A 26,447-nucleotide genomic window follows, 5' to 3' on the forward strand; every position below is an offset into this window, starting at 1 on the left:
TGGCTTGCCTGCGATAGGGTCAGCACAGTCACCGCTTATCCCCAGATGAGCCCCACTTGTCCGCGACATGATGTCCTTTCATATGCCATCTAAAACCCATTGGGTTAGAATGCCCTCCTTTTCTGCCCCCGATCCTTGAGGACCGCCATGTTCAGCCGTGATTTGACTATTGCCAAGTACGACGCCGATCTCTTTGCCGCCATGGAGCAAGAAGCCGTGCGCCAGGAAGAGCACATTGAGCTGATCGCTTCGGAAAACTACACCAGCCCAGCGGTCATGGAGGCTCAAGGTTCGGTTCTGACCAACAAGTACGCCGAAGGCTACCCAGGCAAGCGCTACTACGGTGGTTGCGAGTACGTCGACGTGGTTGAGCAGTTGGCCATTGACCGTGCCAAGGAACTGTTCGGCGCCGATTACGCCAACGTCCAGCCACACGCCGGTTCCCAAGCCAACAGCGCCGTGTACCTGGCCCTGCTGCAAGGCGGAGACACCATCCTGGGCATGAGCCTGGCTCACGGCGGTCACCTGACCCACGGCGCCAGCGTTTCCTCCTCCGGCAAGCTGTACAACGCCGTTCAGTACGGTATCGATGCCAACGGCCTGATCGACTACGACGAAGTCGAGCGACTGGCGGTTGAACACAAGCCGAAGATGATCGTGGCCGGTTTCTCTGCCTACTCGCAGATCCTGGACTTCCCACGTTTCCGCGCCATCGCTGACAAAGTCGGCGCCTACCTGTTCGTCGACATGGCTCACGTAGCCGGTCTGGTCGCCGCTGGCGTCTACCCGAACCCGGTGCCTTACGCTGACGTGGTCACCACCACCACGCACAAAACCCTGCGCGGCCCACGTGGCGGCCTGATCCTGGCGCGCGCCAACGCCGAGATCGAGAAGAAGCTGAACTCCGCCGTATTCCCAGGTGCCCAGGGTGGCCCGCTGGAGCACGTCATCGCCGCCAAAGCGATCTGCTTCAAAGAAGCCCTGCAGCCTGAGTTCAAGACTTACCAGCAACAAGTGGTCAAGAACGCCAAGGCCATGGCCGGCGTGTTCATTGAACGCGGCTACGACGTGGTGTCCGGCGGTACTGAAAACCACCTGTTCCTGCTGTCGCTGATCAAGCAGGACATTTCCGGTAAAGATGCTGACGCTGCCCTGGGCAAAGCCTTCATCACCGTGAACAAAAACTCCGTGCCGAACGACCCACGTTCGCCGTTCGTCACCTCCGGCCTGCGCTTCGGCACCCCGGCTGTGACCACGCGCGGCTTTAAGGAAGCAGAGTGCAAGGAACTGGCTGGCTGGATCTGCGACATCCTGGCTGACCTGAACAACGAAGCCGTGATCGACGCGGTGCGTGAGAAGGTCAAGGCCATCTGCAAAAAGCTGCCGGTGTACGGCGCTTGATTGCAATAGCTTGAATAAAAAGCCCGGCCTTAGCGCCGGGCTTTTTTATGGCCAAATTAACTTGAAATGCAATCACCTGTGGGAGCTGGCTTGCCTGCGATAGCGGCCTGTCAGCGGGCACATCATTGCCTGACCCACCGCAATCGCAGGCAAGCCAGCTCCCACAGTGGACCATGTTTCAAGTCAGGATTGGTAGACCTTGGCAAAGCCGTCGCGGATTTTGTCTTCCGGTAACTCATCAGCAATAAACACAATCACACTTTCACGCGCCTCGCCCTCGGCCCATTCGGTGTCCCAATCGAACCCGTACAGCTTGAGCACGCCCTGGAACACCATGCGCCGGTCTTCGCCGGCAATGTTCAGTACGCCCTTGTAGCGCAGCAGTTGCTTGCCGTGGTCTTCCAGCAGCTCGTTCATGAACTCGCTGAGGCGGTCGATATCCAGCGGCTGGTCGGTGCGCAGCACCAGGCTGGAAATGCGGTCGATGGCCGGCGCCGCGCTGACCGGGCGCAGGCTCATGCCGGCGTTGAGGTTGAAGCCGCGCACATCGAGCAATTCCGCCAGGTCGATGGCGCCGTGGTCGACCACCCGAATCGGCGCGCGCCGGTTGATGCGGGTCAGCCGCTGGCTGAGGGCGTCGAAGGTCGCCGCGTCCACCAGGTCGCGCTTGCTCACCAGCAGGCGGTCGGCAAAACCGATCTGGGCCTGGGCGATCGTCTGGGTCAGGTGGTGTTCGGCGTGGGCCGCGTCCACCAAGGTGATGATACCGTCGAGGAGGTAGCGCTCGCGCAGTTCTTCGTCGATGAAAAAGGTCTGGGCCACCGGCGCCGGGTCGGCCAGGCCGGTGCACTCGATCACCAGGCGGTCGAAGGCAATCTCGCCGCTGTCCAGGCGCTCGAGCAGCAGGTACAGGGCTTTGGTCAGGTCAGTGTGGATGGTGCAGCACACGCACCCGTTGGACAGGGTCATGACCTGCACCGGTTCTGCGCCCAGCAGCTGGGTGTCGATACCGGCGTCACTGAATTCGTTTTCGATCACGGCGATTTTCAGGCCGTGCTCGGCCTTGAGCAGATGGCGCAGCAAGGTGGTTTTGCCCGCGCCGAGAAAGCCGCTGAGGATGGTGACGGGGATGGGAGAGGACAAAAAAATTCTCCTTTTCAGATGAAATGACTGAAGGAACACAAAACAAATGTGGGAGCTGGCTTGCCTGCGATGCAGACCACTCGGTTTTTCAATCAGACCGAGGTGATGCTATCGCAGGCAAGCCAGCTCCCACATAACGCCCTGCGTTCACAGGGCAATTGCGCTAACCCAAAAGGCAGGTCAGCAGCATTTAGGCCCACCCTTGCCACCGTAACGGGCTTCCTGGCGCTCCCGGAAGAACGCCTTGTAGTCCATCACCGGTTTGTCCGGGTGTTTGGTTTGCATATGCTCGACGTAGGTGTCGTAGTCGGGCATGCCGACCATCAGGCGCGCGGCCTGACCGAGGTATTTACCGAGGCGACTGATGTCATTGAACATGGTTGCAATCCTCGATTACGCGTCCGGAACCGCCTGGAACGGGGCTTCTTTATCCGTACGTTCTTTGTTGCCCCAGGCGGCGACGCCGACCTTGAGCGCATAGAACAGGATGCTGAACACCACGAACAGGAACAGCGCCGTGAGCGTTGCGTTGGTGTAGGCGTTCCAGATCACGTGTTGCATCTGGTCGATGTTCTTGGCCGGCGCCAGGATCTGGCCACCAGCCAGGGCATCGCTGTACTTCTTGGCCAGCGACAGGAAGCCAATCGCAGGGTTCGCGTCGAACAACTTGATGAAGCCCGCCGTGGTGGTGCAGATCAGCAGCCAGACCGCCGGCAGCATGGTCACCCAGATGTAGCGCTGGCGTTTCATTTTGATCAGCACGACCGTGGCGAGCATCAGCGCGATCCCGGCCAGCATCTGGTTGGAGATACCGAACAGCGGCCACAAGGTGTTGATGCCGCCCAGTGGGTCGATCACGCCTTGGTACAGCAGGTAACCCCACATTGCCACGCAACCTGCGGTTGCAATCAGGTTGGCGGTCCAGGATTCGGTACGTTTGAGCGACGGCACGAAGGAGCCGAGCAAGTCCTGAAGCATGAAGCGACCGGCACGGGTACCGGCGTCAACCGCCGTCAGGATGAACAGCGCTTCGAACAGGATCGCAAAGTGGTACCAGAACGCCATGGTGTTTTCACCCGGCAACACACTGTGCAGGATCTGCGCGATACCCACCGCGAGGGTCGGCGCACCGCCGGCACGTGCCAGGATGGTGGTTTCGCCGATGTCATGGGCCACTGCTTGCAGCGCTTCCGGCGTAATCGCAAAACCCCAGCTGCTGACGGTTTGTGCCACGGCCATCACATCACCACCGACCACGGCGGCCGGGCTGTTCATGGCGAAGTACACGCCAGGCTCGATCACCGACGCGGCAACCATTGCCATGATGGCCACGAACGATTCCATCAGCATCGCGCCGTAACCGATGTAACGGGCGTTGACTTCGTTATCCAGCAACTTGGGCGTGGTGCCCGAGGAAATCAGCGCGTGGAAACCCGAAACCGCGCCACAGGCGATGGTGATGAACAGGAACGGGAACAGGCCGCCCTTCCACACCGGACCGGTGCCGTCGATGAACTGGGTCAGCGCCGGCATTTTCAGCTCTGGCATGGTGACCAGAATGCCGATCGCCAGGGCGATGATGGTGCCGATTTTCAGGAACGTAGAGAGGTAGTCACGCGGCGCCAGGATCAGCCACACCGGCAGTACTGCGGCAACGAAGCCGTAGCCGATCAGCATCCAGGTGATTTGGATCCCGGTGAAGGAGAACGCCTTGGCCCACACCGGGTCAGCGGCAATCTGCCCGCCCAGCCAGATCGAACCGAGCAGCAACAGCACGCCGATCACTGAGATTTCACCAATGCGGCCTGGGCGGATGTAGCGCATGTACACGCCCATGAACATCGCAATCGGGATGGTCGCCATTACGGTGAAGATGCCCCATGGGCTTTCGGCCAGGGCCTTGACCACGATCAGCGCCAGCACCGCGAGGATGATGATCATGATCAGGAAGCAGCCAAACAGCGCGATGGTCCCCGGAATGCGGCCCATCTCTTCGCGAACCATGTCGCCAAGGGAACGGCCATTGCGACGGGTGGACAGGAACAGGACCATGAAGTCTTGCACTGCACCGGCCAGCACCACGCCGGCAATCAGCCACAGGGTGCCGGGCAGGTAGCCCATTTGCGCCGCCAGTACCGGGCCGACCAGCGGGCCTGCACCGGCAATCGCCGCAAAGTGGTGGCCAAAAAGGATGTGTTTGTTGGTCGGCACATAGTCCAGACCGTCATTGTTAAGCACTGCGGGGGTGGCCCGCCGTGGATCGAGTTGCATCACGTTGTTAGCGATGAACAGGCTGTAGTAACGGTACGCAACCAGATAGATGGCCACTGCAGCGACCACAATCCACAAGGCGTTGATCGCCTCGCCGCGGCGCAAGGCCACTACGCCCAGGGCGCACGCTCCTACGATCGCCAGCACCAGCCAGGGTAGGTGGCGTAGCAGGCTATTATTATTTTTCATTTTTATATTCCAGCCAGGGTGGACAGAAAGGACAGCGAATCCGAGTTTAGCGCTGTTGGCTTTAAAGACCACCCCCCTACATTGGTCTAGAGCCTTGCAGGGGCAAAAAAAGCACAAATAAAAGCTCGATGATGGCGCCGGGCTACAATCCTTCTATCCACAGAGGATTTGAGCATGAACGAACAGTCGTCCGATCGACGCCATTTTCGGCGTATCGCCTTCGATGCACGAACCACCATTGCGCAGAACGGCTGGAATTGGCCGGTGCAATTGGTGGACGTGTCGCTCAAAGGTTTGCTGGTGCAACGCCCGGATGACTGGCAGGGCAATCGCACGGAGTCGTTCGACGTGGACATCCGCCTTGACCCGCAGGCGCATATAAAGATGCAGGTGAAGCTGGCCCATGACGACCACGGGCAATTGGGGTTTGTGTGCGAACACATTGACTTGGACTCGATCAGCCACCTGCGGCGGTTGATTGAGCTGAATGTGGGCGATCAGGAAGAACTGGAGCGTGAGCTGGGCGCATTGTTAGAGATTTGAAAACCCATCTGTGAGCCTTTCAAGGTTCGATCCACAGTTCAGCTGATTAAACAGGCATTACCCAACGTTGACTTAGAAGTGCATTTCCATGATGACAGAGGTTTGGCAATGGCCAATACACTGGCATCCATCGAAGCAGGCGCTACCTTTGTGTCGTGCACCGTGAATGGCATCGGCGAACGCTGCGGTATCACTGAGACATGTCTACTGATTACAAATCTTCATTTCAATTCAATATTGTGCAGCGGCAAAAGCCAAAAAGTATTAAAACTCAGTAGTCTTGTTTCAAAAGCGATGGGCGACACCTTTGATCGCCGTCGTCCGATCATTGGTGAATATAGCTTTGTGCACACCGCAAAACTGCATCTAACCGCTAATAGCAGGGACCGCAATTGCTACCATTGGGTAGACCCCCTCTACTTGAACGAATAACAATTAATGCACGTCATCAGGGATGCAGGTCTTTCAATATGATTGAGCATGAGTGGCTGATAGGCGCAGGGTTGGTCGTACTGGGTGTTATGACGGGTTTTATCGGCACCAATACCGGCGGCAGTGTATTTCTAACAGTGCCGGTGATGATCTGGCTCGGAATATCCCCACAGGCGTCGATAGCGACAGCCCGCCTGGCTTCGGTAGGGACGATGTTTGCCGGATTAAGACACTTTCATAACAATGGAAAAGTGGATTACAGGTTAGCGGCCCCCGCCGCCGCACTTGGGTTGGCTGGCGCCTTGGTCGGTGCAAGTCTACTCGTGCAAATAGATCCGGCGCTGCTGCATAAAACCATTGGCGGCCTGACACTGCTACTGGTGGGGCTTTCACTCATCAGGAAGCCCCACTCGCCGAAGACGGCCCCCTCTTCGCTCAGACGCTTTTGCGGCTATATCCTCTTTATTCCCGTCGGCATGATTGGCGGCCTGTTCGGCGGGCAGGCCAAGCTATCAACTTATTTGTATATTATATTTTTTAAAAAATCGATCAGTGAGTCAATTGGCACGCGTAAGGTGGGAGGCCTCATCCTCTCAGTCGGCTCGTTAATAATATTCGGTGTCAGCGGAATCATTAATTGGCAGTACGGGTGTTGCCTGATCATAGGCACGCTATTTGGCGCCAATGCGGGCGCCAAGTTTGCTCTACACAAAGGCGATAAGTGGATGGAAAGCGCTTTCAACGTAGTCGTGATTGCCTTGGCGTTGAAAATGATCTTTTGGTAGTGACTCTCTCACGCAAAAGCGACAGTCAGGGAAACGCGGCACTCGGGGGGAAGTCGCTTTCCGTGTCCCAATAACCCGCCTTCTGACGCGACACGGCCTGCCATTGCCCATCGATAAAACGATAGGTCGTGTAGCGGGTTGCGAAATCATCGTCGCCATCACCGTCCATAAAGGACGAGACCTGCAGTAACTCATCCGTACCGCCGGCGGCTGGCGTGGCGATCTGCCAGGCGGCTTTGCCGGTCTGGGCCAGGGTCAGCGGCTCGACCTTACCGTCCGCACTCTTATAGCTCATTGGTTTGAGTTGCTGTTTGGCCGGCAGCAGCAGCTGAGTCGCCGGGCCGCTGTAACTGCCCATCGGCGCCGTCTGGTCGATGCTCAAAAAGTACACAGTATCCGGCAGGCCTTTAAGCGGGGCCTTCTTGACCTTGGCCAAGGGGTAGCCAAGATCGTCGTGCGCCAGCACAGCGCCGGACGCCGACAACAAACGTACCTGGGCGTTGAGCAACGGGTTTTCCACCCAATCGCCGGGCTCCTCAAATGAGTCCTCATCCAGGCCATTGCCCCAGCTGTCTTTGTGCAACTGCGCGCTGATGCGCTGGTCTTCCAGCACCTGCAGCACGCTGCCGTCTGCTGTCGCCAGTTTCTGGGCCAGGCGGTAACCGGCCGGCAGTGGGGCCGACTCAGCCAAGGCAATGCCCGGCAACCCGAGCAAGGCCACGAACAGGGCACATACCCCCCAACGATTGGTCTGTTGCATTGCGTTCATCCCTGATTGCCCCACGGTTATTCGAACAGCGCATCCAGCGCCTGTTCCAGGCGCGTGACTGCAATGACCTGCAAGCCCGGCGGCGATTCCTTCGGCGCGTTGCCCTTGGGCACAATCGCGCGCTTGAAGCCGTGCTTGGCCGCCTCCTTCAGACGCTCCTGGCCGCTCGGCACCGGGCGTACTTCACCCGACAGGCCGACCTCACCAAACACCAGCAAATCATGCGGCAACGGTTTATTGCGCAGGCTGGACATCACCGCCGCCATCAACGCCAGGTCGGAGGCGGTTTCCAGCACCTTGACCCCACCGACCACGTTGAGGAATACGTCCTGGTCGTGGGTGGGAATGCCGCCGTGACGATGCAGCACCGCCAGCAGCATCGCCAGACGATTCTGGTCCAGGCCAAGGGTCACGCGGCGCGGGTTGGCCAAATGGCTGTCATCCACCAGCGCCTGCACTTCCACCAGCATCGGGCGGGTGCCTTCCCACGTTGCCATCACCACGCTGCCTGGGACTTCTTCTTGTGCGCGTGTAAGAAAAATCGCCGAGGGGTTGGAGACTTCTTTAAGCCCACGGTCGGTCATGGCAAACACGCCCAGTTCGTTCACCGCGCCGAAGCGGTTCTTCACCGCCCGCAGCAACCGCAAACGGCCATCGGATTCACCCTCGAAATACAGCACGGTGTCGACCATATGCTCGAGTACCCGCGGACCGGCCAGCGCACCTTCTTTGGTCACATGGCCGACCAGGAAGATCGCCGTGCCGCTCTGCTTGGCATAACGCACCAGCAGCGCCGCGCTTTCGCGCACCTGGGACACGCCGCCCGGCGCCGATTGCAGCTGTTCGGTAAAAATCGTCTGGATCGAGTCGATCACCATGACCTTGGGCTTTTCGATGCGCGCCGTGGCGATGATGCTTTCGATGCAGGTTTCGGTCATCACCCGCAGTTGGTCCTGGGGCAAGCCCAGGCGGCGGGCGCGCATCGCCACTTGCTGCTGGGATTCTTCGCCGGTGACGTACAGCGCCGGCATGCGGCTGGCGATGCTGCACAGGGTTTGCAGCAGGATGGTCGATTTGCCGATGCCCGGGTCGCCGCCGATCAGCACCACCGAGCCGTCCACCAGGCCGCCGCCAAGCACGCGGTCGAGCTCACCGGACGCGGTGGAGAAACGCGGGATTTCTTCGACGCTGACTTCGGCCAGGGTCTTGATCTGCGCCTGTTGCCCGGTCCAGCCGGCACGGCCGGTGGGCGCTGCGGCGCCGCCGCTTTCGATCATGGTTTCCGTCAGGGTGTTCCACGCGCCGCACTCGGTGCATTGGCCGGCCCACTTGGGAAAGGTCGCGCCGCACTCCGTGCAGCCGTACATGCGCTTGGCCTTTGCCATTTGAGAACCTCCAACCGAAAAACCGCGATGATAGCTCAGCGCGGCGCCGGGGTCCGGATTTCACCACTGGCCAATCGTGAAGCGCTGTTGCCGATCGGGTCTTCAGCGTTGAGGTCGGCGCCTTTGGCCTTGAGTTCATCGAGCAGTTCGACGCGCTTGAACAACCCGGCGTACATGGCCGCGGTCTGCCCGGCGCCGTTGCGTTGGTCGGGGTTGCAGTCGGTGGCCAGCAGACGCTGGGCGATTTTCAGCTCGCCTTTGAAGATGGCGCCCATCAGGGCGGTATTGCCGCGTTTGTCTTGCACGCAGGCGTCGGCGCCGGCGCTGAGCAGGCGCTCCACGAACGGGCCCTGGCCGTGATAGGCGGCGAGGATCAGCGCGGTGTAGCCCTTGTCGTCCTGGGTGTTGAGGCTGTAGCCGGACTCGATGAAGGTGTTGAGCATGTCGATATCGCCACGGCGGGCGGCGTCGAAATAGTAGTCCTGCAACTGCGCCTTGAGCGCGACCGGGTCAGGCGACTCGGCATGGGCGACAAAGGCCAGCATCGCCATCAGTAAACCAATCGAAATACGCATGAGGGTGTTCTCCTGCCAGGGGTCGACGCCCGTACAAGGGCGCCGACCGGAACCAACGTCAGTCAGTGAGTTTTTCTGCCAGCGCTTTCACGCGAGCCAAATCGCCCTTGGCGACCTTGGTCACGCCGGTGCCGTACTCCGGGTCGGCCTTGTAGAGGAACGACAGGATGATGTGCTTGCTCTCGTCATCGGTGGTGGCCAGCGAGCCGCCAAAGTTGTCGATCAAGTCCTGACGCTCTTTCTCGTTGTACGAGCGGTACAAGTCACCGGCCTGCTTGAAGTTCTGCTCACGCTGGATCTTCGCTTGCTGGGTGCTGCCCGACAGCGCCGACTGGCTGTAGCGCGCGGTTTGCGGCTCTTCGCGCGGCAGCAGGCGGCTTGGCTGGTAGTTCACGCCGGTAGTGGTTTTGCCTGCATTCATCGCGCCGTCCTGGTTACCGTTGTTAACGGTTACCCGTGGGGCGTTGATCGGCAGTTGCAGGGCATTCGGGCCCAGGCGATACATCTGCGTGTCGGCGTAGGAGAACACCCGGCCTTGCAGCAGGCGGTCTTCAGAAGGCTCGATACCTGGCACCAGGTTGGCCGGCGCCATGGCCACTTGTTCGGTTTCCTGGAAGACATTCGCCGGGTTACGGTTCAGCACCATCTGCCCGACTTTGCGTTCCGGTACGTTCGGCCAGATTTTAGTGGCGTCCAGCGGGTCGAAGTCGAACTTGGCCAAGTCCTCAGGCTTGAGCACTTGCACATACAGGTCCCACTTGGGGAAGTCACCCTTGTTGATGTGGGTAACCAAGTCATGGGTCATGTGGCTGTAGTCACGCCCTTGCACTTCGGTGACTTGCTTGGGGTCGAGGTTGTTGATGCCTTGCAGGCTCTTCCAGTGGAACTTGACGTAGTGCACTTCGCCCTTGGCATTAATCAACTTGTAGGCATGTACGCCGTTGCCGTCCATTTCCCGGTAACTGGCCGGGGTGCCGGAGTCGGAGTACAACTCGGTGAGCGTACGAGTGGACTCTGGAACATGGGAGAAGAAGTCGAAACGGCGGGAATCGTCATCCAGGTTAGTGCGTGGGTCGGGTTTGAACGCATGAACCATGTCCGGGAACTTGATAGCGTCGCGGATAAAGAACGTCGGGAAGTTATTGCCGACCAGGTCCCAGTTACCTTCGGCGGTATAGAACTTGGTGGCAAAGCCGCGCGGGTCGCGCAGGGTTTCCGGGGAGTGGTTGCCGTGCACCACGGCCGAGAAGCGCACGAACACTGGCGTGGCCTCGCCTGCCGCGAACACTTTGGCCTTGGTCAGGTCGCTGAGGTCGTCAGTGACGGTGAAGGTGCCGTGGGCGCCGGTGCCACGGGCATGCACCACGCGCTCGGGAATGCGCTCCCGGTCAAAGCGCTGCAGTTTTTGAATCAGTTGCACGTCTTGCAACAGCACCGGGCCATTGGCGCCGGCCGTTTGCGAGTTCTGGTTGTCGCCCACCGCCGCGCCGTTATCGCGGGTCAGGTTGGCAGCGTGTACGGAGAGTGAAAGCAGGCTGGCGCTCGCCAGTATCAGCGCGTGTCGCGCGATAACCGGGCGGCGCTTGATTGGATTCTTCATCGAGGTTTCCTCTGGTTTTTCTAGTGCACATTCAGTTGTGCTTGCCAGAGGCTAGTGACCCGCGACGCAGAAGATAAATAGAAAAACCCCACCGGGACGATTAAGAAAATACGATGGTAAGCCACTGAAATAGCGAGTATTTCGCGCGCGATTGGTGGCACTTTGCAAACTATTTGCGTTTTAATGTGTCGATAAAAACTGACAGTGTTAACGGTTGTGTCGCGCAAGCCCTCTACGACTGACTTACACTGACCTCCACCCTTCTCATCTGTAACAAGGAATAACCTATGGGCGTGATCAGTGAGTTCAAGGCCTTCGCGGTCAAAGGCAATGTGGTCGATATGGCCGTCGGTATCATCATCGGCGCCGCCTTCGGCAAAATTGTTTCCTCGTTTGTAGGCGACGTCGTGATGCCGCCTCTCGGTCTGTTGATCGGTGGTGTGGACTTCGGCGATTTGGCAATCACACTCAAGGCCGCTCAGGGCAACGTCCCCGCGGTGGTGTTGGCCTACGGCAAGTTTATCCAGAGCGTGGTCGACTTCCTGATTGTCGCGTTTGCAATATTCATGGGCGTAAAGGCGATCAACCGCCTCAAGCGTGAAGAGGCTGTGGCCCCGAGCCTGCCGCCGACGCCGACCAAGGAAGAGGTGTTGCTGGGCGAGATCCGCGATCTGCTCAAGGCACAGAACGACAAGCCGCTTTAACCGGCACGGGTTTGGCAAAAAAGGCGCCTGTTGCAGGCGCCTTTTTTATGCGCCGTATTACCAGTAGTTCTCCACTGCCACCTGGCCCGGGCGCCGGCTCAGGCTCAGTTGCATGTCGCGTTGCTTGAGCAATTGGCGCGTGTCGTCGACCATCTGCGGGTTGCCGCAAATCAGCACGCGGGAGTGTTCGGGGGTCAACTCGACGCCGGCCGCGCGCTCCAGTTCGCCATTCTCGATCAAGGTGGTGATGCGACCGTTCAAGGCGCCAGGGTATTGCTCGCGGGTGACGGTGGGGATGTAGACCAGCTTGTGCGCATACTCGGCCAGGTACTCACGCTCGCCCAGCGCGTGGATCAGTTCCTGATACGCAAGCTCCTTGGCCTCGCGGGCGCTGTACACCAGGACAATGCGCTCGAATTTCTCCCAGACCTCGAAGTCCTGCAGGATCGACAGGAACGGCGCCACGCCTGTGCCAGTGCCCAGCAGCCACAAATCTCGCCCGTCCACAAATCGGTTCAGCGTCAGAAAACCCGTGGCCTGGCGCTCGACCATCAAGGTGTCGCCCACTCGCAGGCGGCTCAATTGACTGGTGAACTCGCCACCCGGAACGACAATGGAGAAGAAGTCGAGGTGCTCGTCGAACGGTGAGGACACGATTGAATAAGCGCGCCACACGGTGCTGCCATCCGCCGTGTTCACCCCCAGGCGCACGAACTGGCCGGCGGTAAACCGAAAACCCGGGTCGCGAGTGGTACGCAAGGTAAACAGGCTGGGGGTCAGCGATTGCACGTCGAGCAAGGTCTGGCGGGTAAATTTCTCAGCACTGGCCGTCATGGGGGGCTCCGTTGAACAGGTGCCCTAGTGTCCCTCAAAGCGTCGCTGGGAAACACCGGTGGTTTGTACTGGCATTTTCATTGCTCGGGCATTCGCAAATGTAACGCCAGTGAAACGCTGATGTTTTCGAGGCAATTGCACCTTCGTCGGGAATGTCGTGCTCACACTAACTATTTAGCTATCGCCCCTCATCCAATAGGCCATTAGATGATGGCGTTCATAAAAACAGCCCTGAATCGGCCGTTTCCGCAACCTATTAAAATCAATAAGTTTTCTTCATCCAGCAACTAACCTTCACAAAAGCCCAGTTGTTGTACAAGTTCAAGAAGTTTAAATAGCCGATCTTACTGACATTTTTTTCATCTCAATATGTAGTCTTTATCCTACACTCCTGTTCGTGGCGCATTGGGAGCCAGGACGTACCCAACTCACACCTACCCCATGGAGATTCACCCTATGGTTAACTGGCGCAACACGAGACTCCCAAAACTGGAAGGCGAGAATAAGATCACCACTGTTTACGAGATGATCGTCAATCAAACTTTCCAGCTCGGTTTTGAATATTGCTCATTTACGATGAGTTCCCAACAACCTGCTAACCAAACAAAACCTATTCGATTAAACAACTATCCAAATGAATGGAATACACTTTATAACCAAGCGCATTTTTTTGGTGTGGATCCCGTAGTCGCCCACTGCAAACGCAGCGTAATGCCGCTGGTCTGGGATGAAAAAACGTTCAGCACCGCGCCGCATCTATGGACGCTGGCCCAATCGTTTGGCGTGCATCTGGGATGGACTCAAGCCGTGCATGACTTCCAGGGTGTGTTCAGCATGCTGACCCTGGCCCGAAGTGCCGGCAACGTCAGCCCTGAAGAGCTGTACGAGAAAGCAGGCCAGGTACTGTGGCTGTGTCACGCCATGCACGCCGTTGTAGCGCAAACATATGCCGACACACCGAGTATCACGCCGCCTTGCAAACTGACCCCACGGGAAATAGAAATTCTCAGATGGTCAGCCATCGGCAAGACCGCCTCGGAAATCGCCACGATTCTGTGCTTGTCGGAGCGTACGGTGGGCTTTCATATCAGCAGTTGCCTGAAGAAACTGGGCGTTACCAACAAGATCGCAGCTGTACTGCGCGCCTCAAAAGCGGGGTGGTTTTAGCCAAGCTGGAAACACCGCATGTAATCCCCTTGAAAAAAACGTAACATTTACGGCCAATTCTGAGTGTTGAAGCTGCGCCTTTAATGCCGCCTCGCCGTACACTCAGACGGTTACGCCGGGTACCACGCCCGTCGAACGCCCATCGATGACCAGAGCCTCCCCCGCCATGCCCCTGCTTGACAGCCCCTTCGCCCAGCTCGATCTGATTCGCCAGCCAGAGCAACACAATGACCCGCTGCAGGCCTTTGATGCCGCCGATGAGTACTTGCTCAACTACCTGGCCGAACAGTCGCTGAGTTCGGCAACCCGCGTGCTGGTGCTCAATGACGGCTTCGGTGCCCTGGCGGCCAGCCTCGAAGGCCAGGTGCAGGTGACCTCCAGTGGCGATTCGTTTCTGGCAGCCCTTGGCCTTGAGAAAAACCTGGTGCGCAACGCCAAGGCGTTTGACGCCGTAGCGTTTGTGCCAGCCTCGCAAGTAGCCACCGGGCCTTTCGACCGCGTGCTGATCCGCGTGCCGAAAACCCTGGCCCTGCTCGAAGAACAGTTGATTCGCCTGCAAGGCCAGCTGGCGCCAGGCGCCGAAGTGATCGCCGGGGCGATGATCAAACACCTGCCACGGGCCGCCGGTGAACTGCTGGAGCGCTACATCGGGCCGATGCACGCCTCGCTTGCGGTCAAGAAAGCCCGGCTGCTGATCGCCACCGCAGAGGCTCGCCCAACCGCCGTGTCGCCCTACCCTACCCGCTACACCCTGGACGCACCGGCCATCGAACTGCTCAATCACGCCAACGTGTTCTGCCGCGAAGGCCTGGACATCGGCACCCGCGCCTTCCTCCCACACCTGCCAAAAAGCCTCGGCAGCGCCCGCGTGGCCGACCTGGGCTGCGGTAATGGTGTATTGGCGATCGCCAGCGCGCTGCAAAACCCCGACGCGCACTACACGCTGGTGGATGAGTCCTACATGGCCGTGCAATCGGCGGCCGAGAACTGGCAGGCCGCCCTGGGCGCTCGCGAGGTCACCCTGCGCGCCGACGACGGCCTGGCCGGCCAGGCGCCGCAGTCGCTGGACGTGGTGCTGTGCAACCCGCCCTTCCACCAGCAGCAGGTGGTCGGTGACTTCCTTGCCTGGCGCATGTTCCAGCAGGCGCGTGACGCCCTGGTCGTTGGTGGCGCGCTGTATATCGTCGGCAACCGCCATCTGGGCTATCACAGCAAGCTGGCGAAGCTGTTCCGTGGCGTCGAGCAAGTCGCGGCCACGCCGAAGTTTGTGATTCTCAAAGCGCGCAAATAAAAAAAACCCTGCCGCTCTTGCGAGTGGCAGGGCTGAAAAGCCGGGCCGCGAGGCCCGGATTGGGATGTCAGTGGGTGGTCAGGCCGGCCGCGCTCATGAACATGCGCATCAGGCTGGCCACGACAAACAGGGCCAGCACGCTGCCGGTCCAGATCATCGCCAGCCACCCCAGGCGCCGCCACAACGGCTGCTTCTCGGCCTGTTCGATCTCGTGCAACGAAGGTTTGCCGGACATGAAACGACCCTCCTAGTGATAGCCGTCTTCGTGGGTGACCTTGCCGCGGAACACGTAGTAGCTCCAGAAGGTGTAGCCCAGGATGAACGGGATGATGAACAACGTGCCCACCAGCATGAAGCCTTGGCTTTGCGGCGGTGCAGCGGCGTCCCAGATGGAGACCGACGGCGGAATGATGTTCGGCCACAGGCTGATACCCAAGCCGCTGTAGCCGAGGAAGATCAGCACCAGCGTCAGCAGGAACGGCGTGTAGTGCGCATTTCGCGCCACCGCGCGGATCAAGCCGTACATAGTCACCAGTACCAGAATCGGCACCGGCAGGAACCAGAACAGGTTCGGCAGGGTGAACCAGCGCGAGGCGATTTCCGGGTGCGCCAGAGGCGTCCACAGGCTGACAACGCCGATTACCGCCAACACCACGAACGCCAATGGCCGCGCCAGGTTGTGCATCTGCTCCTGCAACTTGCCCTCGGTCTTCATGATCAGCCAGGTGCAGCCGAGCAAGGCATACGCGATGACCAGCGCAACGCCGCAGAACATCGTGAACGGCGTGAGCCAATCCAGCGAGCCCCCGGCAAACTGGCGGTCGACCACCGGAATGCCATCAATGAACGCTCCCAACGCCACACCCTGGAAGAAGGTCGCCGCAATGGAACCGCCGATAAACGCCTTGTCCCACAAGTGGCGCTTGTCGTCCTTGGCCTTGAAACGGAACTCGAAGGCCACGCCACGGAAGATCAGCCCGATCAACATCAGGATCAGTGGCAGGTAAAGCGCCGACAGCACCACCGAGTAGGCCAGCGGGAACGCGCCGAACAACGCCGCGCCGCCCAGCACCAGCCAGGTTTCGTTGCCGTCCCACACCGGGGCAACCGTGTTCATCATCACGTCACGGTCGACTTTGCCTGGGATGAACGGAAAGAGAATGCCGATACCCAGGTCGAAGCCGTCCATGACCACGTACATCATGATGCCGAAGATGATGATCACGGCCCAGATCAGCGGAAGATCAATACCCATCTCAATTCCCCTTGTGCTGAATGTGGGCGTGGTCGTCATCGCTGCCATCATCGGCGGCGGACAACGGACGGGCCGGCGTGCGTTTCTGGCCAGGGCCACCATGGGTTGGCTCGCTGCCTTCGTGGGTCTGCGGCCCTTTGCGCACCAGGCGCATCATGTAGCCCAGCCCTGCGCCGAACAGCGCGAAGTACACCACCACGAACAGCACCAGGGTGATCGTCATCTGCGCCAGGCTATGCCCGGAGGACGCATCCGCCGTGCGCATCAGGCCGTAGACCACCCACGGCTGGCGGCCGATTTCGGTGGTGAACCAGCCGGCGAGAATCGCGATCAAGCCGGACGGGCCCATCCACAGCGCCAGGTACAGGAACGGCCTGGAGGTGTACATCTTGTCGCCCCGGCGCAGCCAGAGGCTGAACAGGCCGGTGAAGATCATTAGGAAGCCCAGGCCAACCATGACCCGGAACGACCAGAACACAATGGTCGAGTTAGGACGGTCTTCAGGCGGAAACTCCTTGAGCGCCGGCACCTGTTTATCCAGGGAGTGCGTCAGGATCAGGCTGCCCAGGTAAGGAATTTCGACCGCGTATTTGGTTTTTTCGGCCTTCATGTCGGGCAGGCCGAACAGGATCAGCGGCGTCGGCTCGTTGCCGATATTTTCCCAGTGGCCTTCAATCGCGGCGATCTTCGCCGGCTGGTGCTTGAGGGTGTTCAGGCCGTGGAAGTCACCGATCACCGCCTGGATAGGCGCCACGATCAGCGCCATCCACATTGCCATCGAGAGCATGGTGCGGATCGCCGGGTTGTCCTTGCCGCGCAACAGGTGCCAGGCCGCCGACGAACCGACGAAGAACGCCGTGGCCACAAAGGCCGCCGTGGCCATGTGCATCAGCCGGTACGGAAAGGACGGGTTGAAGATCACCGCCAGCCAGTCGGTAGGAATCACGCGCCCGTCGACGATTTCAAAGCCTTGCGGGGTCTGCATCCAGCTGTTGGACGCAAGAATCCAGAAGGTCGAAATCAACGTACCGACGGCCACCATCACCGTGGCAAAGAAGTGCAGCTTGCGCCCCACCTTGTTCCAGCCGAACAGCATCACGCCGAGGAAACCCGCCTCCAGGAAGAAGGCCGTGAGCACCTCGTACGTCAGCAATGGCCCGGTTACCGCGCCGGCGAAGTCCGAGAAGCGGCTCCAGTTGGTGCCGAACTGGTAGGCCATGACCAGGCCCGAGACCACGCCCATGCCGAAGTTGACGGCAAAGATCTTCGACCAGAAATGGTAGAGGTCACGGTAGGTGTCGTTATGGGTCTTGAGCCACAAACCTTCCAGCACCGCGAGGTAACTGGCCAGGCCGATGGTGATCGCCGGGAACAGGATGTGGAACGAGATAGTGAATGCGAATTGAATTCGGGCGAGATCTAGCGCCTCCAAACCGAACATAAGTCTTCCTCTGTCAGGTAATACCGGCTGCTGGCTGGAAGCCTGCACCCACTGCCCCCACGGATATGGAGTGTGGCGAATTTCAATTCGTTTCTTTTTTTAACCAACCACGTAGGGAATCGGGCCTTTCGGCCTCCAGAACAATCCCGGGGCCGGTTTTGATCTGGATCAAGCATTGCTCAAAGAGTAGTCCCATTTTCGCTGTAGGACGGCGTGGTCTTTTGCCGCGTGACAGCTTGCCTCATGCCGGTGCACAGCAAACCCTTGCAACTATTTGTTACAGCATGATGCTAATCTCGCCGTTCCCTCTGCTCCCGACCTGAATTCCGATGCCTACGAGTGAACCTGCGTTGCTGTTGCGTCACCATCGCCCTTTCATCGCGTTCTGGCTGGCTCGGATTTTCACCGCCAGCGGCTTCCAGATGCTCACCGTGGCCATCGGCTGGAACCTCTACCAACTGACCGGCAACGTGCTGGACCTGGGCTTGGTCGGCCTGGTGGAATTCATCCCGCGCGTATTGTTCATGCTGCACACCGGGCATGTGGCCGATCGCTATGAGCGGCGCAAGGTCGCCGCCATCTGCCAAACCGTGCAGGCGCTGATTGCCTTGTCCCTGGCCATCGGCGGCCTGACCGGCAACGTGACGCGCGAGATGATCTTTATCCTCGCCTTCCTGCTGGGCGCCGCGCGTTCGTTTGAAATGCCGACCACCCAGGCGCTGCTGCCAAGCCTCGTGCCCAGCGCACTGTTCCCGCGGGCCGTGGCCTCGTCGCAATCGGCGCAGCAACTGGCAACCATCGTCGCGCCGGCCTTGGGCGGTTTGCTCTACGCATTCGGCAGCGTGTGGGTGTATGGCCCGACAGTGGCGCTGTACCTGATCGCCTGCGTGCTGACCCTCAACCTGCCCGCGCGCCAGACCCCGCTGAACAAAGCCAAGGCCACCATGGACTCGCTGCTGGCCGGGATTCGCTTTATCCGCAGCCGCCCGGACATCCTCGGCGCCATTTCTCTGGACCTGTTCGCCGTGCTGCTGGGCGGTGCCACCGCGTTGCTGCCGGTGTTTGCCAAGGACATCCTGCTGACCGGCGCCTGGGGCCTGGGCCTGCTGCGCTCGGCACCGGCGGTGGGTGCGTTGTTGATGTCGTTGTGGCTGGCGCGGTTCTCGGTGGACCGGCATGTCGGGCGCGTGATGTTTACTGCCGTCGGCGTGTTTGGCGTGGCGACCATCGCGTTCGGCCTGTCGACATCGTTCTGGTTTTCCCTGGCGGTGCTGGTGGTGCTGGGCGCGGCGGACATGATCAGCATGGTGATCCGTGCGTCGTTCGTGCAACTGGAAACGCCGGATGAAATGCGCGGCCGCGTCAGTGCGGTCAACGGCCTGTTTATCGGCGCGTCCAATCAACTGGGCGAGTTCGAATCGGGGATCACCGCCCACTGGTTCGGCACCGTGCCCGCCGTGGTCATGGGCGGGATCGGCACGCTGCTGGTGACCGGGGTGTGGATAAAACTGTTCCCAACCCTGGCCAATCGCGACCGGATGCATGTGCCGGTGGAAGAGCCGAAGGCTGAAGCGGCGAAGGTCTGAGCACCGCCGCCTGACTGGGTGCAGGACTACAAAAAAATGTGGGAGCGGGCTTGCCCGCGAATGCGGTGCGTCAGTCGATACATTCACTGACTGACGCTCCGATTTCGCGAGCAAGCCCGCTCCCACAGTGGTTTTGAGGTGCGTGCTAGAGCACCTTATCCAGGGTGATAGGGAAGTCGCGTACCCGTTTGCCAGTGGCGTGATAAATCGCATTCGCCACCGCCGCCGCCACCCCGACAATGCCGATTTCGCCCACGCCTTTGGAGCCCAGGGCATTGACGACGTCGTCGTGTTCTTCGACAAAGATCACGTCAATCTCGCCAATGTCGGCGTTCACCGGGATGTGGTATTCGGCCAGGCTGTGGTTCATGTAGCGCCCCAGGTGATGGTCGATCTGCGTCTCTTCATGCAGCGCCATGCCAATGCCCCACACCACGCCGCCGAGGATCTGGCTGCGGGCCATCTTCGGATTGACCACACGACCGGCGGCAATCGCGCTGACCACGCGGCTGACCTTGATGGTGCCCAGGTCTTCATCGACCCGCACTTCCACAAATACCGCCGAGTGAGTGGCCGTGGCGTAGCCCTCGCGTTTTTTGTCGGGCTCGCTGTCAACCTGCACTTGCAGCGCGTCCTCACCGCTGTCTTTAACCAGTTGGGCCAACGACACACTCACATCGCCTGTGTGCAATTGGCCGTCTTCAAAGCGCACGGACTCGGCGTCCTTGAACACCGGGTACGTCTGGCGGGCAACCTTCAGCAGTTTGGCGTTCAGCGCTTCGCATGCCTGTTGCACGGCGGTGCCGACGGACGACACGGTAAACGAGCCGCCCTGCAATGGCGCGGTGGGCAAGGACGAATCCCCCAGCAAAAACTGGATATCGCCCATCGCCACACCACTGGCCTGCGCGGCAATCTGGGTCATCACCGTGTAAGTGCCGGTGCCGATATCGGTGGTGGCGCTGCTTACTGTCAATTTGCCTTCGGCGTCGATGCTCGCCTTGGCGCTGGCCTTCATCTGCATGGCTTCCCACACACCACCGGCCATGCCCCAGCCGATCAACTGGTTGCCGTCACGCATGCTGCGCGGCTCCGGGTTGCGCTGGCCCCAACCGAAACGTTCGGCACCTTCGCTGTAGCACTCGCGCAGGGCTTTGCTCGACCAGGGTTTGTCTTCGTTCTGGTTGCGCTCGGCGTAGTTGATCAGGCGCAATTGCACCGGGTCCATGCCCAAGGCGCAGGCCAGTTCGTCCATGGCGCACTCCAGGCCGATCACACCCAGCGCAGCGCCTGGCGCGCGCATGTCCAGCGGCGTGTACACATCCAGCGGCACCAGGTTGTAGGTCAGCTGCACGTTGTCGCAGTGGTAGAGCATGCCGCTCCATTCCACGACGTGCTCGCTGAAGTCTTCAAAGCGTGAGGTCTGGCCAATCGCGGTGTGCCCCAACGCCAGCAGCCGACCGTTGGCGGCCGCGCCCATCTGCAACCGCTGCAAGGTGCGCGGTCGGTAGCCAAAGGTGAACATCTGTTGACGCGTCAGGGTGACGCGCACCGAACGCTTGAGCGCCAAGGACGCCATCACCGCCAGGGGCAACTGGTATTGCGGGCGCAGGCCCGAACCGAAAGCGCCGCCGACGAACGCGGCAAAAATCCTCACCTGGCTCTTGTCCAGGCCGAAGATTTTTTGCACATAGGCCTGGCAGTTCTGCGGGCCCTGGGTTTTGTCGTGGATATGCAGGGTGCCGTCCGGCTGATACAGCACCGTACTGGCGTGGGGCTCCATCGGGTTGTGGTGTTCGATGGGCGTGCTGTAGTGCACGTCGAGGCTGACGGCGGCCGCGCTCCACTCGGCCTGGAAGTTGCCGCGGGGCGCGGGCGGCGTTTGCGGCGAGGGGTGCGCCTGCTCCTGCATGGCCAGCAAGTCGGTTTCAAAGGCTTCGCTTGCGTACTCGATCTCGACCAGAGAACCGGCATGTCGCGCCAGCTCCAGGTTGTCGGCAATCACCAGCGCCAAGGGCTGGCCGCTATAAAGGACGCGGTCGTTGTAGAGCGGGCGAAACGGCGAGCCATCCGCCGCATCGTCGTCGGCGAACGCGTCATCGTAGCTGGCAAGCTTGGGGCGATTGTGGTGATCCAGCACCATGACCACGCCCGGCAGCGCCAGGGCCTTTGAGGCATCGATCTTGATAACCCGGCCCTTGGCGATGGTGCTGGAGACCACACTGCCGTGCAGCAAGTCATTGCCTGGAAACTCGCCGGCATAGCGCGCCTGGCCGGTGACCTTGAGCAGACCGTCGACGCGGTCCAGAGGTTTGCCGATAGCGGTCATGGGCGTTCTCCTGCGACTGCGGCGTCGCTCAGGGCGCGAATAATTGCACGGCGCGCCAGCTTGATCTTGAAGCCGTTGTGTTCCAGCGGTACGGCGTCTTGCAGCAAGGCGTCGGCGGCGTTGCTGAAGGTTTCGCGGCTGACCGTCTGGCCAATCAGCGAGGCTTCCACCGCGCGGTCACGCCAAGGCTTGTGCGCCACGCCACCAAGCGCAACGCGGGCGTCGATGATTTGGTCGCCGTCCAGTTCGAGGGCGGCAGCCACGGAGACCAGGGCAAACGCGTAAGAGGCGCGGTCGCGGATTTTCAGGTAATGACTGTGACTGGCCAGCTGGTTGGCGGGCAGCTCGATGGCGGTAATCAACTCATCGTCGGCCAGCAGGTTGTCGCGCTGCGGCGTATCGCCGGGCAGTCGATGGAAGTCAGCAAATTCGATGACCCGCGCACCTGCGCGGCCTTCGACATGCACCCGCGCGTCCAGCGCCGCCAAGGCGACGCACATGTCCGACGGGTGCGTGGCCACGCAGTGTTCGCTGGCGCCGAGGATCGCGTGGATACGGTTCAAGCCGGTGCGCGCCGGGCAGCCGCTACCGGGTTCGCGCTTGTTGCAGGGCACGCTGGCGTCATAGAAGTAGTAGCAGCGGGTGCGCTGCAACAAGTTGCCGCCGGTGCTGGCCATGTTGCGCAACTGCGGCGAGGCTCCGGCCAGGATGGCCTGGGACAGCAGTGGGTAACGCGCCTCGATCACGGGGTGCCAGGCCAGGTCGGCGTTGCTCACCAACGCGCCAATCATCACGCCGCCACTGGCGGTTTCTTCAACGCCCTGCAGCGGCAGGCCGGTGATATCGATCAAGTGCTCGGGGCGGCTGATGTTTTCTTTCATCAGGTCCAGCAGGTTGGTGCCACCGGCGATAAAGCGTGAAGCCGCGCTGCTCATGTGCACGGCCTCGTGCACATCGGCTGGCTTGCTGTACTGGAAAGGGTTCATTGCTCACCTCCCTGAGCACGGCAGGCCGGCAAGGCGTCTTCGATGGCATCACGGATGTTGCTGTAGGCGCCGCAGCGGCACAGGTTGCCGCTCATCAGCTCCTGGATCTGCGCGGTGTCGTGGGCGCGGCCTTCATTGGCCAGGCCCACGGCGGAGCAGATCTGCCCTGGGGTGCAATAGCCGCACTGAAAGGCGTCATGCTTGATAAACGCCTGCTGCATCGGGTGCAGCACGTCGCCATCGGCCAGGCCTTCGATGGTGGTCAACTCGGCGCCATCGCACATCACCGCCAGGGTCAGGCAGGCGTTTACGCGTTTGCCGTCGCGCAACACTGTGCAGGCACCGCATTGGCCGTGGTCGCAGCCTTTTTTACTGCCGACCAGGTCCAACTGTTCGCGCAGCAGGTCCAGCAAGGTGGTCCACGGCAACACGTCAAGTTGGCGGTCCTGGCCGTTCAGGGTCAGACGAATCGGGTGGCTGACGAACGGTCTGGCCGCCGCGCCATTGGGGGTTGCGCTCATAAACACCTCACGGGTTGGGGTATATCCGCGGCGTTCAGGAAAGTCGCCGTCTCAGGGGTACGACTTCCCGGGGTATTGAGCGTTCAAGAGGATTGATCAGCGGATGTTGAGCATCGTCGTCAGCGGGGTTTGCGAGCCGTTGATTGAGGAATTGCTGTACTCGAACCAGCCCGGGGCCTGGACGTTCAGGTCAAACACATAGATGTAGCCCATCACAGTGCCCACGCCATGACAGGCCTGGCTGATGTTGCCGACCTGGCATATCGGCGAGCGTTGCCCGTTCAACTCTGCGCCATCGAAACGGCCCATCGGGCTTTTGCCCAGGCCGACTTCCATCACCGACACCTTGGTGGGCCCGCGATGGGTGCACATCTGCGTGCTGGTCGCGCGCTCCGGGATAGTTTCAGCGCAACCGGCAGACTCCACTTTAAACACGCGCACCTCGCTCAATGCCGGTGCAGTCGCGCCCCAAGCCGGTGCCGCCAGCCCCAGGCCGATTATGGCGAACAGAGCTAGACTGCTGGCGTTGGCTTTTTTCATGCTGTTGACGACTCTGGATTAAACGTCGGCGCAGTATGCCTCAAGGCCATCCACCCACAAAACCAAGCCTATGCGCCATTGGCCTTCGGCTGCTGGTATGATGCGCCGCTTTTTCCGATCCTCTCTGAAACCACAGGCGCTTGGCGCAGTTTGTGCTTTGACTTAGAGGTCAACAAATAACGACGCAAAATAGCGTCACAGGGAGCCGGCATGCTGGAAAAGCTGTTTCAACTCAAAGCACACAACACCAACGTGCGCACCGAGATTCTTGCGGGTATCACGACCTTTCTGGCCATGGCCTACATTCTGTTCGTGAACCCGAGCATCCTTGGCGAGACCGGCATGGACAAGGGCGCGGTGTTTGTCGCGACCTGTCTGGCCGCCGCCATCGGTTCGACCGTGATGGGCCTGATCGCCAACTACCCGATCGCACTGGCGCCGGGGATGGGCCTCAACGCCTTCTTTACCTACACCGTGGTGCTGCACATGGGCCACACCTGGCAAGTGGCGCTGGGCGCGGTGTTTATTTCGGCGGTGCTGTTCTTCCTGCTGTCGATCTTCCGCATCCGTGAGTGGATCATCAACAGCATCCCCTTGCCCCTGCGCTCGGCGATTGCCGCCGGTATCGGCCTGTTCCTGGCGCTGATCGCCCTGCACAACGCCGGGATCGTGGTCGGCAACCCGAACACCCTGGTGGGCCTGGGCGACCTGAAACAACCGGCGTCTATCCTGGCCACCTTTGGTTTTATCCTCATCGTTGCGCTGGAAGCCCTGGCCGTACGCGGTGCAGTGCTGATCGGCATTCTGGCCGTGACCATTGTCTCGATTCTGTTGAATGTCACCCCGTTCGGCGGCGTGATCTCGATGCCACCGTCCCTGGCCCCGACCTTCCTGCAGCTGGATATCAAAGGCGCGCTGGATATCGGCCTGGTCAGCGTGATCTTCGCGTTCCTGTTCGTTGACCTGTTCGACAACTCCGGCACCCTGATCGGCGTCGCCAAGCGCGCCGGCCTGATGGGCAAGGACGGCCACATGCCAAAAATGGGCCGTGCGCTGATCGCCGACAGCACCGCGGCCATGGCCGGTTCGCTGCTGGGTACGTCGACCACCACCAGCTACATCGAGTCCGCTGCAGGCGTGAGCGCCGGTGGCCGTACCGGTTTGACCGCCATCGTGGTCGCGATCCTGTTCCTGCTGGCGCTGTTTTTCTCGCCACTGGCGGCCAGCGTTCCGGCCTTCGCCACCGCGCCTGCGTTGTTGTTCGTGGCCGTGCTGATGACCTCGGGCCTGGCCGAAATCGACTGGGATGACATTACGGTTGCAGCGCCGGTGGTGATCACCGCCCTGGCGATGCCCTTCACTTACTCCATCGCCAACGGCATCGCCTTCGGTTTCATCGCCTGGACCGCCATCAAGCTGCTTTCGGGCCGCTACCGTGAGCTGAACCCGGCACTGGTGATCCTGTCGATTCTGTTTGTGATCAAGCTGGGCTGGTTCAACGCATGACTTTTGACGCCGCAAGCTACACCGCTCAACTGCAAGACAAGGTCACGCGCTTGCGTGACCTGCTGGCACCGTTCGACGCCCCCGAGCCACAGGTCTTCGATTCGCCGCTGCAGAACTTCCGCTTGCGTGCGGAGTTCCGCCTGTGGCGCGAAGGCGGCGAGCGCCACTACGCGATGTTTTCCCAGGACGACAAGCGCACGCCGATTCTGATCGAAGCATTCCCGATTGCCAGCCAGCGCATCAACCAGTTGATGCCGCAACTCAAGGCCGCCTGGCAAGCCAGCGCGGCCTTGAGCCACAAGCTGTTCCAAGTGGAGTTCCTCACTACCCTGGCCGGCGACGCGATGATCACCCTGTGCTACCACCGCCCGCTGGACGAGCATTGGCACGCGGCCGCCAACCAACTCGCTGCCGACTTGAATGTCAGCATCATCGGCCGCTCCAAGGGCAAACGTGATGTGATCGGCCACGACTACGTGGTGGAAAAACTCGACGTCGGCGGGCGCACGTTCAGCTATCGCCAACCCGAAGGCGCATTCACTCAGCCCAACGGCACGGTGAACCAGAAGATGCTCAACTGGGCGTATGAAGCCTTGGGCGATCGCCCGGATGATTTGCTGGAGCTGTACTGCGGCAACGGCAACTTCACCCTGCCGCTGGCGACCCGTGTGCGTAAAGTGCTGGCGACCGAAATCAGCAAGACCTCAGTGAATGCGGCGTTGAGCAACCTCGATGAAAACGCGGTGGATAACGTCACCCTGGTGCGCCTGTCGGCTGAAGAACTCACCGAGGCGCTCAACGAAGTGCGCCCGTTCCGCCGCCTGCATGGCATCGACCTGAAAAGCTACGAATTCGGCAGCGTGTTCGTCGACCCGCCACGCGCCGGCATGGACCCGGACACCTGCGAGCTGACGCGGCGCTTTGACAACATCCTCTACATCTCCTGCAACCCGGAGACGTTGGCGGCGAACATTGCGCAACTGCATGACACGCACCGGATTACCCAGTGTGCGATGTTTGACCAGTTTCCATGGACGCACCATATGGAATCCGGCGTATTGCTGACCCGCCGGTAACCCGTCTCACACGCGTGCGACCGCCATTGGCAAGGGCGGTCGCCGACCACCGAAAACTCCCGCGCGCTGATTTACGGTTCGATAATCGAACAGATCCGCCGCCGTCAATTGACCAAAT

Annotated in this window: 25 protein-coding genes; 10 read left to right on the forward strand and 15 right to left on the reverse strand. The window is 60.4% G+C overall.

The features are described 5' to 3' along the window. The first annotated feature begins 147 nt into the window (after positions 1-147). Entirely contained in the window at positions 148-1,401 is a 1,254-nt protein-coding gene (gene glyA / locus ACP7B3_RS25290; protein ID WP_145162219.1) for a serine hydroxymethyltransferase, read from the forward strand. A 183-nt stretch (positions 1,402-1,584) separates the two neighbouring features. On the opposite strand, the gene yjiA is transcribed toward glyA, so the two are convergent. The 3 genes from yjiA to ACP7B3_RS25305 all read right to left on the reverse strand — a co-directional run bounded on the left by yjiA (position 1,585) and on the right by ACP7B3_RS25305 (position 5,004). Then, positions 1,585-2,544, reverse strand: a complete 960-nt coding sequence (gene yjiA / locus ACP7B3_RS25295) for a GTPase (RefSeq protein WP_145162221.1) — start codon at positions 2,542-2,544, stop codon at positions 1,585-1,587. 180 nt (positions 2,545-2,724) lie between these two features. Beyond that, complete coding sequence (locus tag ACP7B3_RS25300) at positions 2,725-2,922, reverse strand: YbdD/YjiX family protein (protein ID WP_003194308.1); 198 nt, start codon at positions 2,920-2,922, stop codon at positions 2,725-2,727. Positions 2,923-2,937: 15 nt separating this feature from the next. Next, positions 2,938-5,004 carry a carbon starvation CstA family protein gene (locus tag ACP7B3_RS25305; RefSeq protein WP_106579291.1) on the reverse strand — a complete coding sequence of 689 codons (2,067 nt, stop codon included), beginning with the start codon at positions 5,002-5,004 and terminating at the stop codon, positions 2,938-2,940. 174 nt (positions 5,005-5,178) lie between these two features. Between ACP7B3_RS25305 and ACP7B3_RS25310 the strand changes: the two genes are divergently transcribed. The 3 genes from ACP7B3_RS25310 to ACP7B3_RS25320 are packed head-to-tail and all read left to right on the forward strand — an operon-like array spanning position 5,179 to position 6,764. Then, complete coding sequence (locus ACP7B3_RS25310) at positions 5,179-5,547, forward strand: PilZ domain-containing protein (protein WP_404485088.1); 369 nt, start codon at positions 5,179-5,181, stop codon at positions 5,545-5,547. Between the two features lie 6 nt (positions 5,548-5,553). Next, positions 5,554-5,979, forward strand: a complete 426-nt coding sequence (locus tag ACP7B3_RS25315) for a hypothetical protein (RefSeq protein ID WP_242200445.1) — start codon at positions 5,554-5,556, stop codon at positions 5,977-5,979. 38 nt (positions 5,980-6,017) lie between these two features. Further along, complete coding sequence (locus ACP7B3_RS25320) at positions 6,018-6,764, forward strand: sulfite exporter TauE/SafE family protein (RefSeq protein ID WP_426181687.1); 747 nt, start codon at positions 6,018-6,020, stop codon at positions 6,762-6,764. 25 nt (positions 6,765-6,789) lie between these two features. Here ACP7B3_RS25320 and ACP7B3_RS25325 read toward each other — a convergent pair whose 3' ends face one another. From ACP7B3_RS25325 to katB, 4 genes are read right to left on the reverse strand one after another with little or no spacing between them, the layout of a single operon-like run. Beyond that, positions 6,790-7,524, reverse strand: coding sequence for a hypothetical protein (locus ACP7B3_RS25325; RefSeq protein WP_426181690.1), 735 nt, complete (start codon positions 7,522-7,524; stop codon positions 6,790-6,792). Between the two features lie 26 nt (positions 7,525-7,550). Then, the gene (radA, locus tag ACP7B3_RS25330; RefSeq protein WP_426181693.1) at positions 7,551-8,918 is read right to left on the reverse strand and encodes a DNA repair protein RadA; all 1,368 of its coding nucleotides are present in this window, start codon (positions 8,916-8,918) and stop codon (positions 7,551-7,553) included. Between the two features lie 35 nt (positions 8,919-8,953). Further along, positions 8,954-9,493, reverse strand: coding sequence for an ankyrin repeat domain-containing protein (locus ACP7B3_RS25335; protein ID WP_404485097.1), 540 nt, complete (start codon positions 9,491-9,493; stop codon positions 8,954-8,956). 58 nt (positions 9,494-9,551) lie between these two features. Next, positions 9,552-11,093, reverse strand: coding sequence for a catalase KatB (katB, locus tag ACP7B3_RS25340; protein WP_426181698.1), 1,542 nt, complete (start codon positions 11,091-11,093; stop codon positions 9,552-9,554). Positions 11,094-11,380: 287 nt separating this feature from the next. On the opposite strand from katB, the gene mscL reads away from it, so the two are divergent. Beyond that, a complete protein-coding gene (gene mscL, locus ACP7B3_RS25345) occupies positions 11,381-11,797 on the forward strand; it encodes a large-conductance mechanosensitive channel protein MscL (RefSeq protein WP_106579295.1) in 417 nt (138 codons plus the stop codon). A 57-nt stretch (positions 11,798-11,854) separates the two neighbouring features. Here the strand turns inward: mscL and ACP7B3_RS25350 are convergent, their stop codons facing one another. Beyond that, positions 11,855-12,631 (reverse strand): ferredoxin--NADP reductase, encoded by a 777-nt coding sequence (locus tag ACP7B3_RS25350; protein ID WP_404485099.1) that lies wholly within the window; start codon positions 12,629-12,631, stop codon positions 11,855-11,857. Between the two features lie 456 nt (positions 12,632-13,087). Between ACP7B3_RS25350 and ACP7B3_RS25355 the strand changes: the two genes are divergently transcribed. Both ACP7B3_RS25355 and ACP7B3_RS25360 read left to right on the forward strand, forming a co-directional pair. Continuing rightward, entirely contained in the window at positions 13,088-13,798 is a 711-nt protein-coding gene (locus ACP7B3_RS25355) for a helix-turn-helix transcriptional regulator (RefSeq protein WP_426181703.1), read from the forward strand. Between the two features lie 166 nt (positions 13,799-13,964). Beyond that, positions 13,965-15,089 (forward strand): methyltransferase, encoded by a 1,125-nt coding sequence (locus ACP7B3_RS25360; RefSeq protein WP_426181706.1) that lies wholly within the window; start codon positions 13,965-13,967, stop codon positions 15,087-15,089. A gap of 67 nt (positions 15,090-15,156) precedes the next feature. On the opposite strand, the gene ACP7B3_RS25365 is transcribed toward ACP7B3_RS25360, so the two are convergent. From ACP7B3_RS25365 to ACP7B3_RS25375, 3 genes are read right to left on the reverse strand one after another with little or no spacing between them, the layout of a single operon-like run. After that, positions 15,157-15,324 carry a DUF2474 domain-containing protein gene (locus ACP7B3_RS25365; protein ID WP_071489954.1) on the reverse strand — a complete coding sequence of 56 codons (168 nt, stop codon included), beginning with the start codon at positions 15,322-15,324 and terminating at the stop codon, positions 15,157-15,159. A 12-nt stretch (positions 15,325-15,336) separates the two neighbouring features. Further along, a complete protein-coding gene (gene cydB, locus ACP7B3_RS25370; protein WP_124418507.1) occupies positions 15,337-16,344 on the reverse strand; it encodes a cytochrome d ubiquinol oxidase subunit II in 1,008 nt (335 codons plus the stop codon). A 1-nt stretch (position 16,345) separates the two neighbouring features. Then, the gene (locus tag ACP7B3_RS25375) at positions 16,346-17,785 is read right to left on the reverse strand and encodes a cytochrome ubiquinol oxidase subunit I (protein ID WP_106579300.1); all 1,440 of its coding nucleotides are present in this window, start codon (positions 17,783-17,785) and stop codon (positions 16,346-16,348) included. Positions 17,786-18,114: 329 nt separating this feature from the next. Between ACP7B3_RS25375 and ACP7B3_RS25380 the strand changes: the two genes are divergently transcribed. Next, positions 18,115-19,371, forward strand: coding sequence for an MFS transporter (locus ACP7B3_RS25380; RefSeq protein ID WP_426181711.1), 1,257 nt, complete (start codon positions 18,115-18,117; stop codon positions 19,369-19,371). Between the two features lie 145 nt (positions 19,372-19,516). Here ACP7B3_RS25380 and ACP7B3_RS25385 read toward each other — a convergent pair whose 3' ends face one another. From ACP7B3_RS25385 to ACP7B3_RS25400, 4 genes are all read right to left on the reverse strand, one after another. Beyond that, entirely contained in the window at positions 19,517-21,700 is a 2,184-nt protein-coding gene (locus tag ACP7B3_RS25385; RefSeq protein ID WP_262206735.1) for a xanthine dehydrogenase family protein molybdopterin-binding subunit, read from the reverse strand. Beyond that, the gene (locus ACP7B3_RS25390; protein ID WP_242200360.1) at positions 21,697-22,686 is read right to left on the reverse strand and encodes an FAD binding domain-containing protein; all 990 of its coding nucleotides are present in this window, start codon (positions 22,684-22,686) and stop codon (positions 21,697-21,699) included. The genes ACP7B3_RS25385 and ACP7B3_RS25390 overlap by 4 nt, the downstream gene beginning before the upstream one ends. Next, a complete protein-coding gene (locus tag ACP7B3_RS25395) occupies positions 22,683-23,207 on the reverse strand; it encodes a (2Fe-2S)-binding protein (protein WP_145162245.1) in 525 nt (174 codons plus the stop codon). The genes ACP7B3_RS25390 and ACP7B3_RS25395 overlap by 4 nt, the downstream gene beginning before the upstream one ends. A gap of 96 nt (positions 23,208-23,303) precedes the next feature. After that, positions 23,304-23,747, reverse strand: coding sequence for a DUF4879 domain-containing protein (locus ACP7B3_RS25400; RefSeq protein ID WP_242200359.1), 444 nt, complete (start codon positions 23,745-23,747; stop codon positions 23,304-23,306). Positions 23,748-23,957: 210 nt separating this feature from the next. Here ACP7B3_RS25400 and ACP7B3_RS25405 point away from each other — a divergent pair, with 210 nt between their 5' ends. Together ACP7B3_RS25405 and trmA are read left to right on the forward strand one after the other, a co-directional pair. Then, positions 23,958-25,253 carry an NCS2 family permease gene (locus ACP7B3_RS25405; protein WP_426181716.1) on the forward strand — a complete coding sequence of 432 codons (1,296 nt, stop codon included), beginning with the start codon at positions 23,958-23,960 and terminating at the stop codon, positions 25,251-25,253. After that, positions 25,250-26,329: a tRNA (uridine(54)-C5)-methyltransferase TrmA gene (trmA, locus tag ACP7B3_RS25410; RefSeq protein ID WP_262206738.1), complete on the forward strand. Its 1,080-nt coding sequence runs from the start codon at positions 25,250-25,252 to the stop codon at positions 26,327-26,329. Before ACP7B3_RS25405 ends, trmA begins: the two co-directional genes overlap by 4 nt. Positions 26,330-26,447: the final 118 nt, after the last annotated feature.

The organism is Pseudomonas sp. TWRC1-2, from assembly GCF_049896685.1.
Classification (GTDB): Bacteria; Pseudomonadota; Gammaproteobacteria; order Pseudomonadales; family Pseudomonadaceae; genus Aquipseudomonas.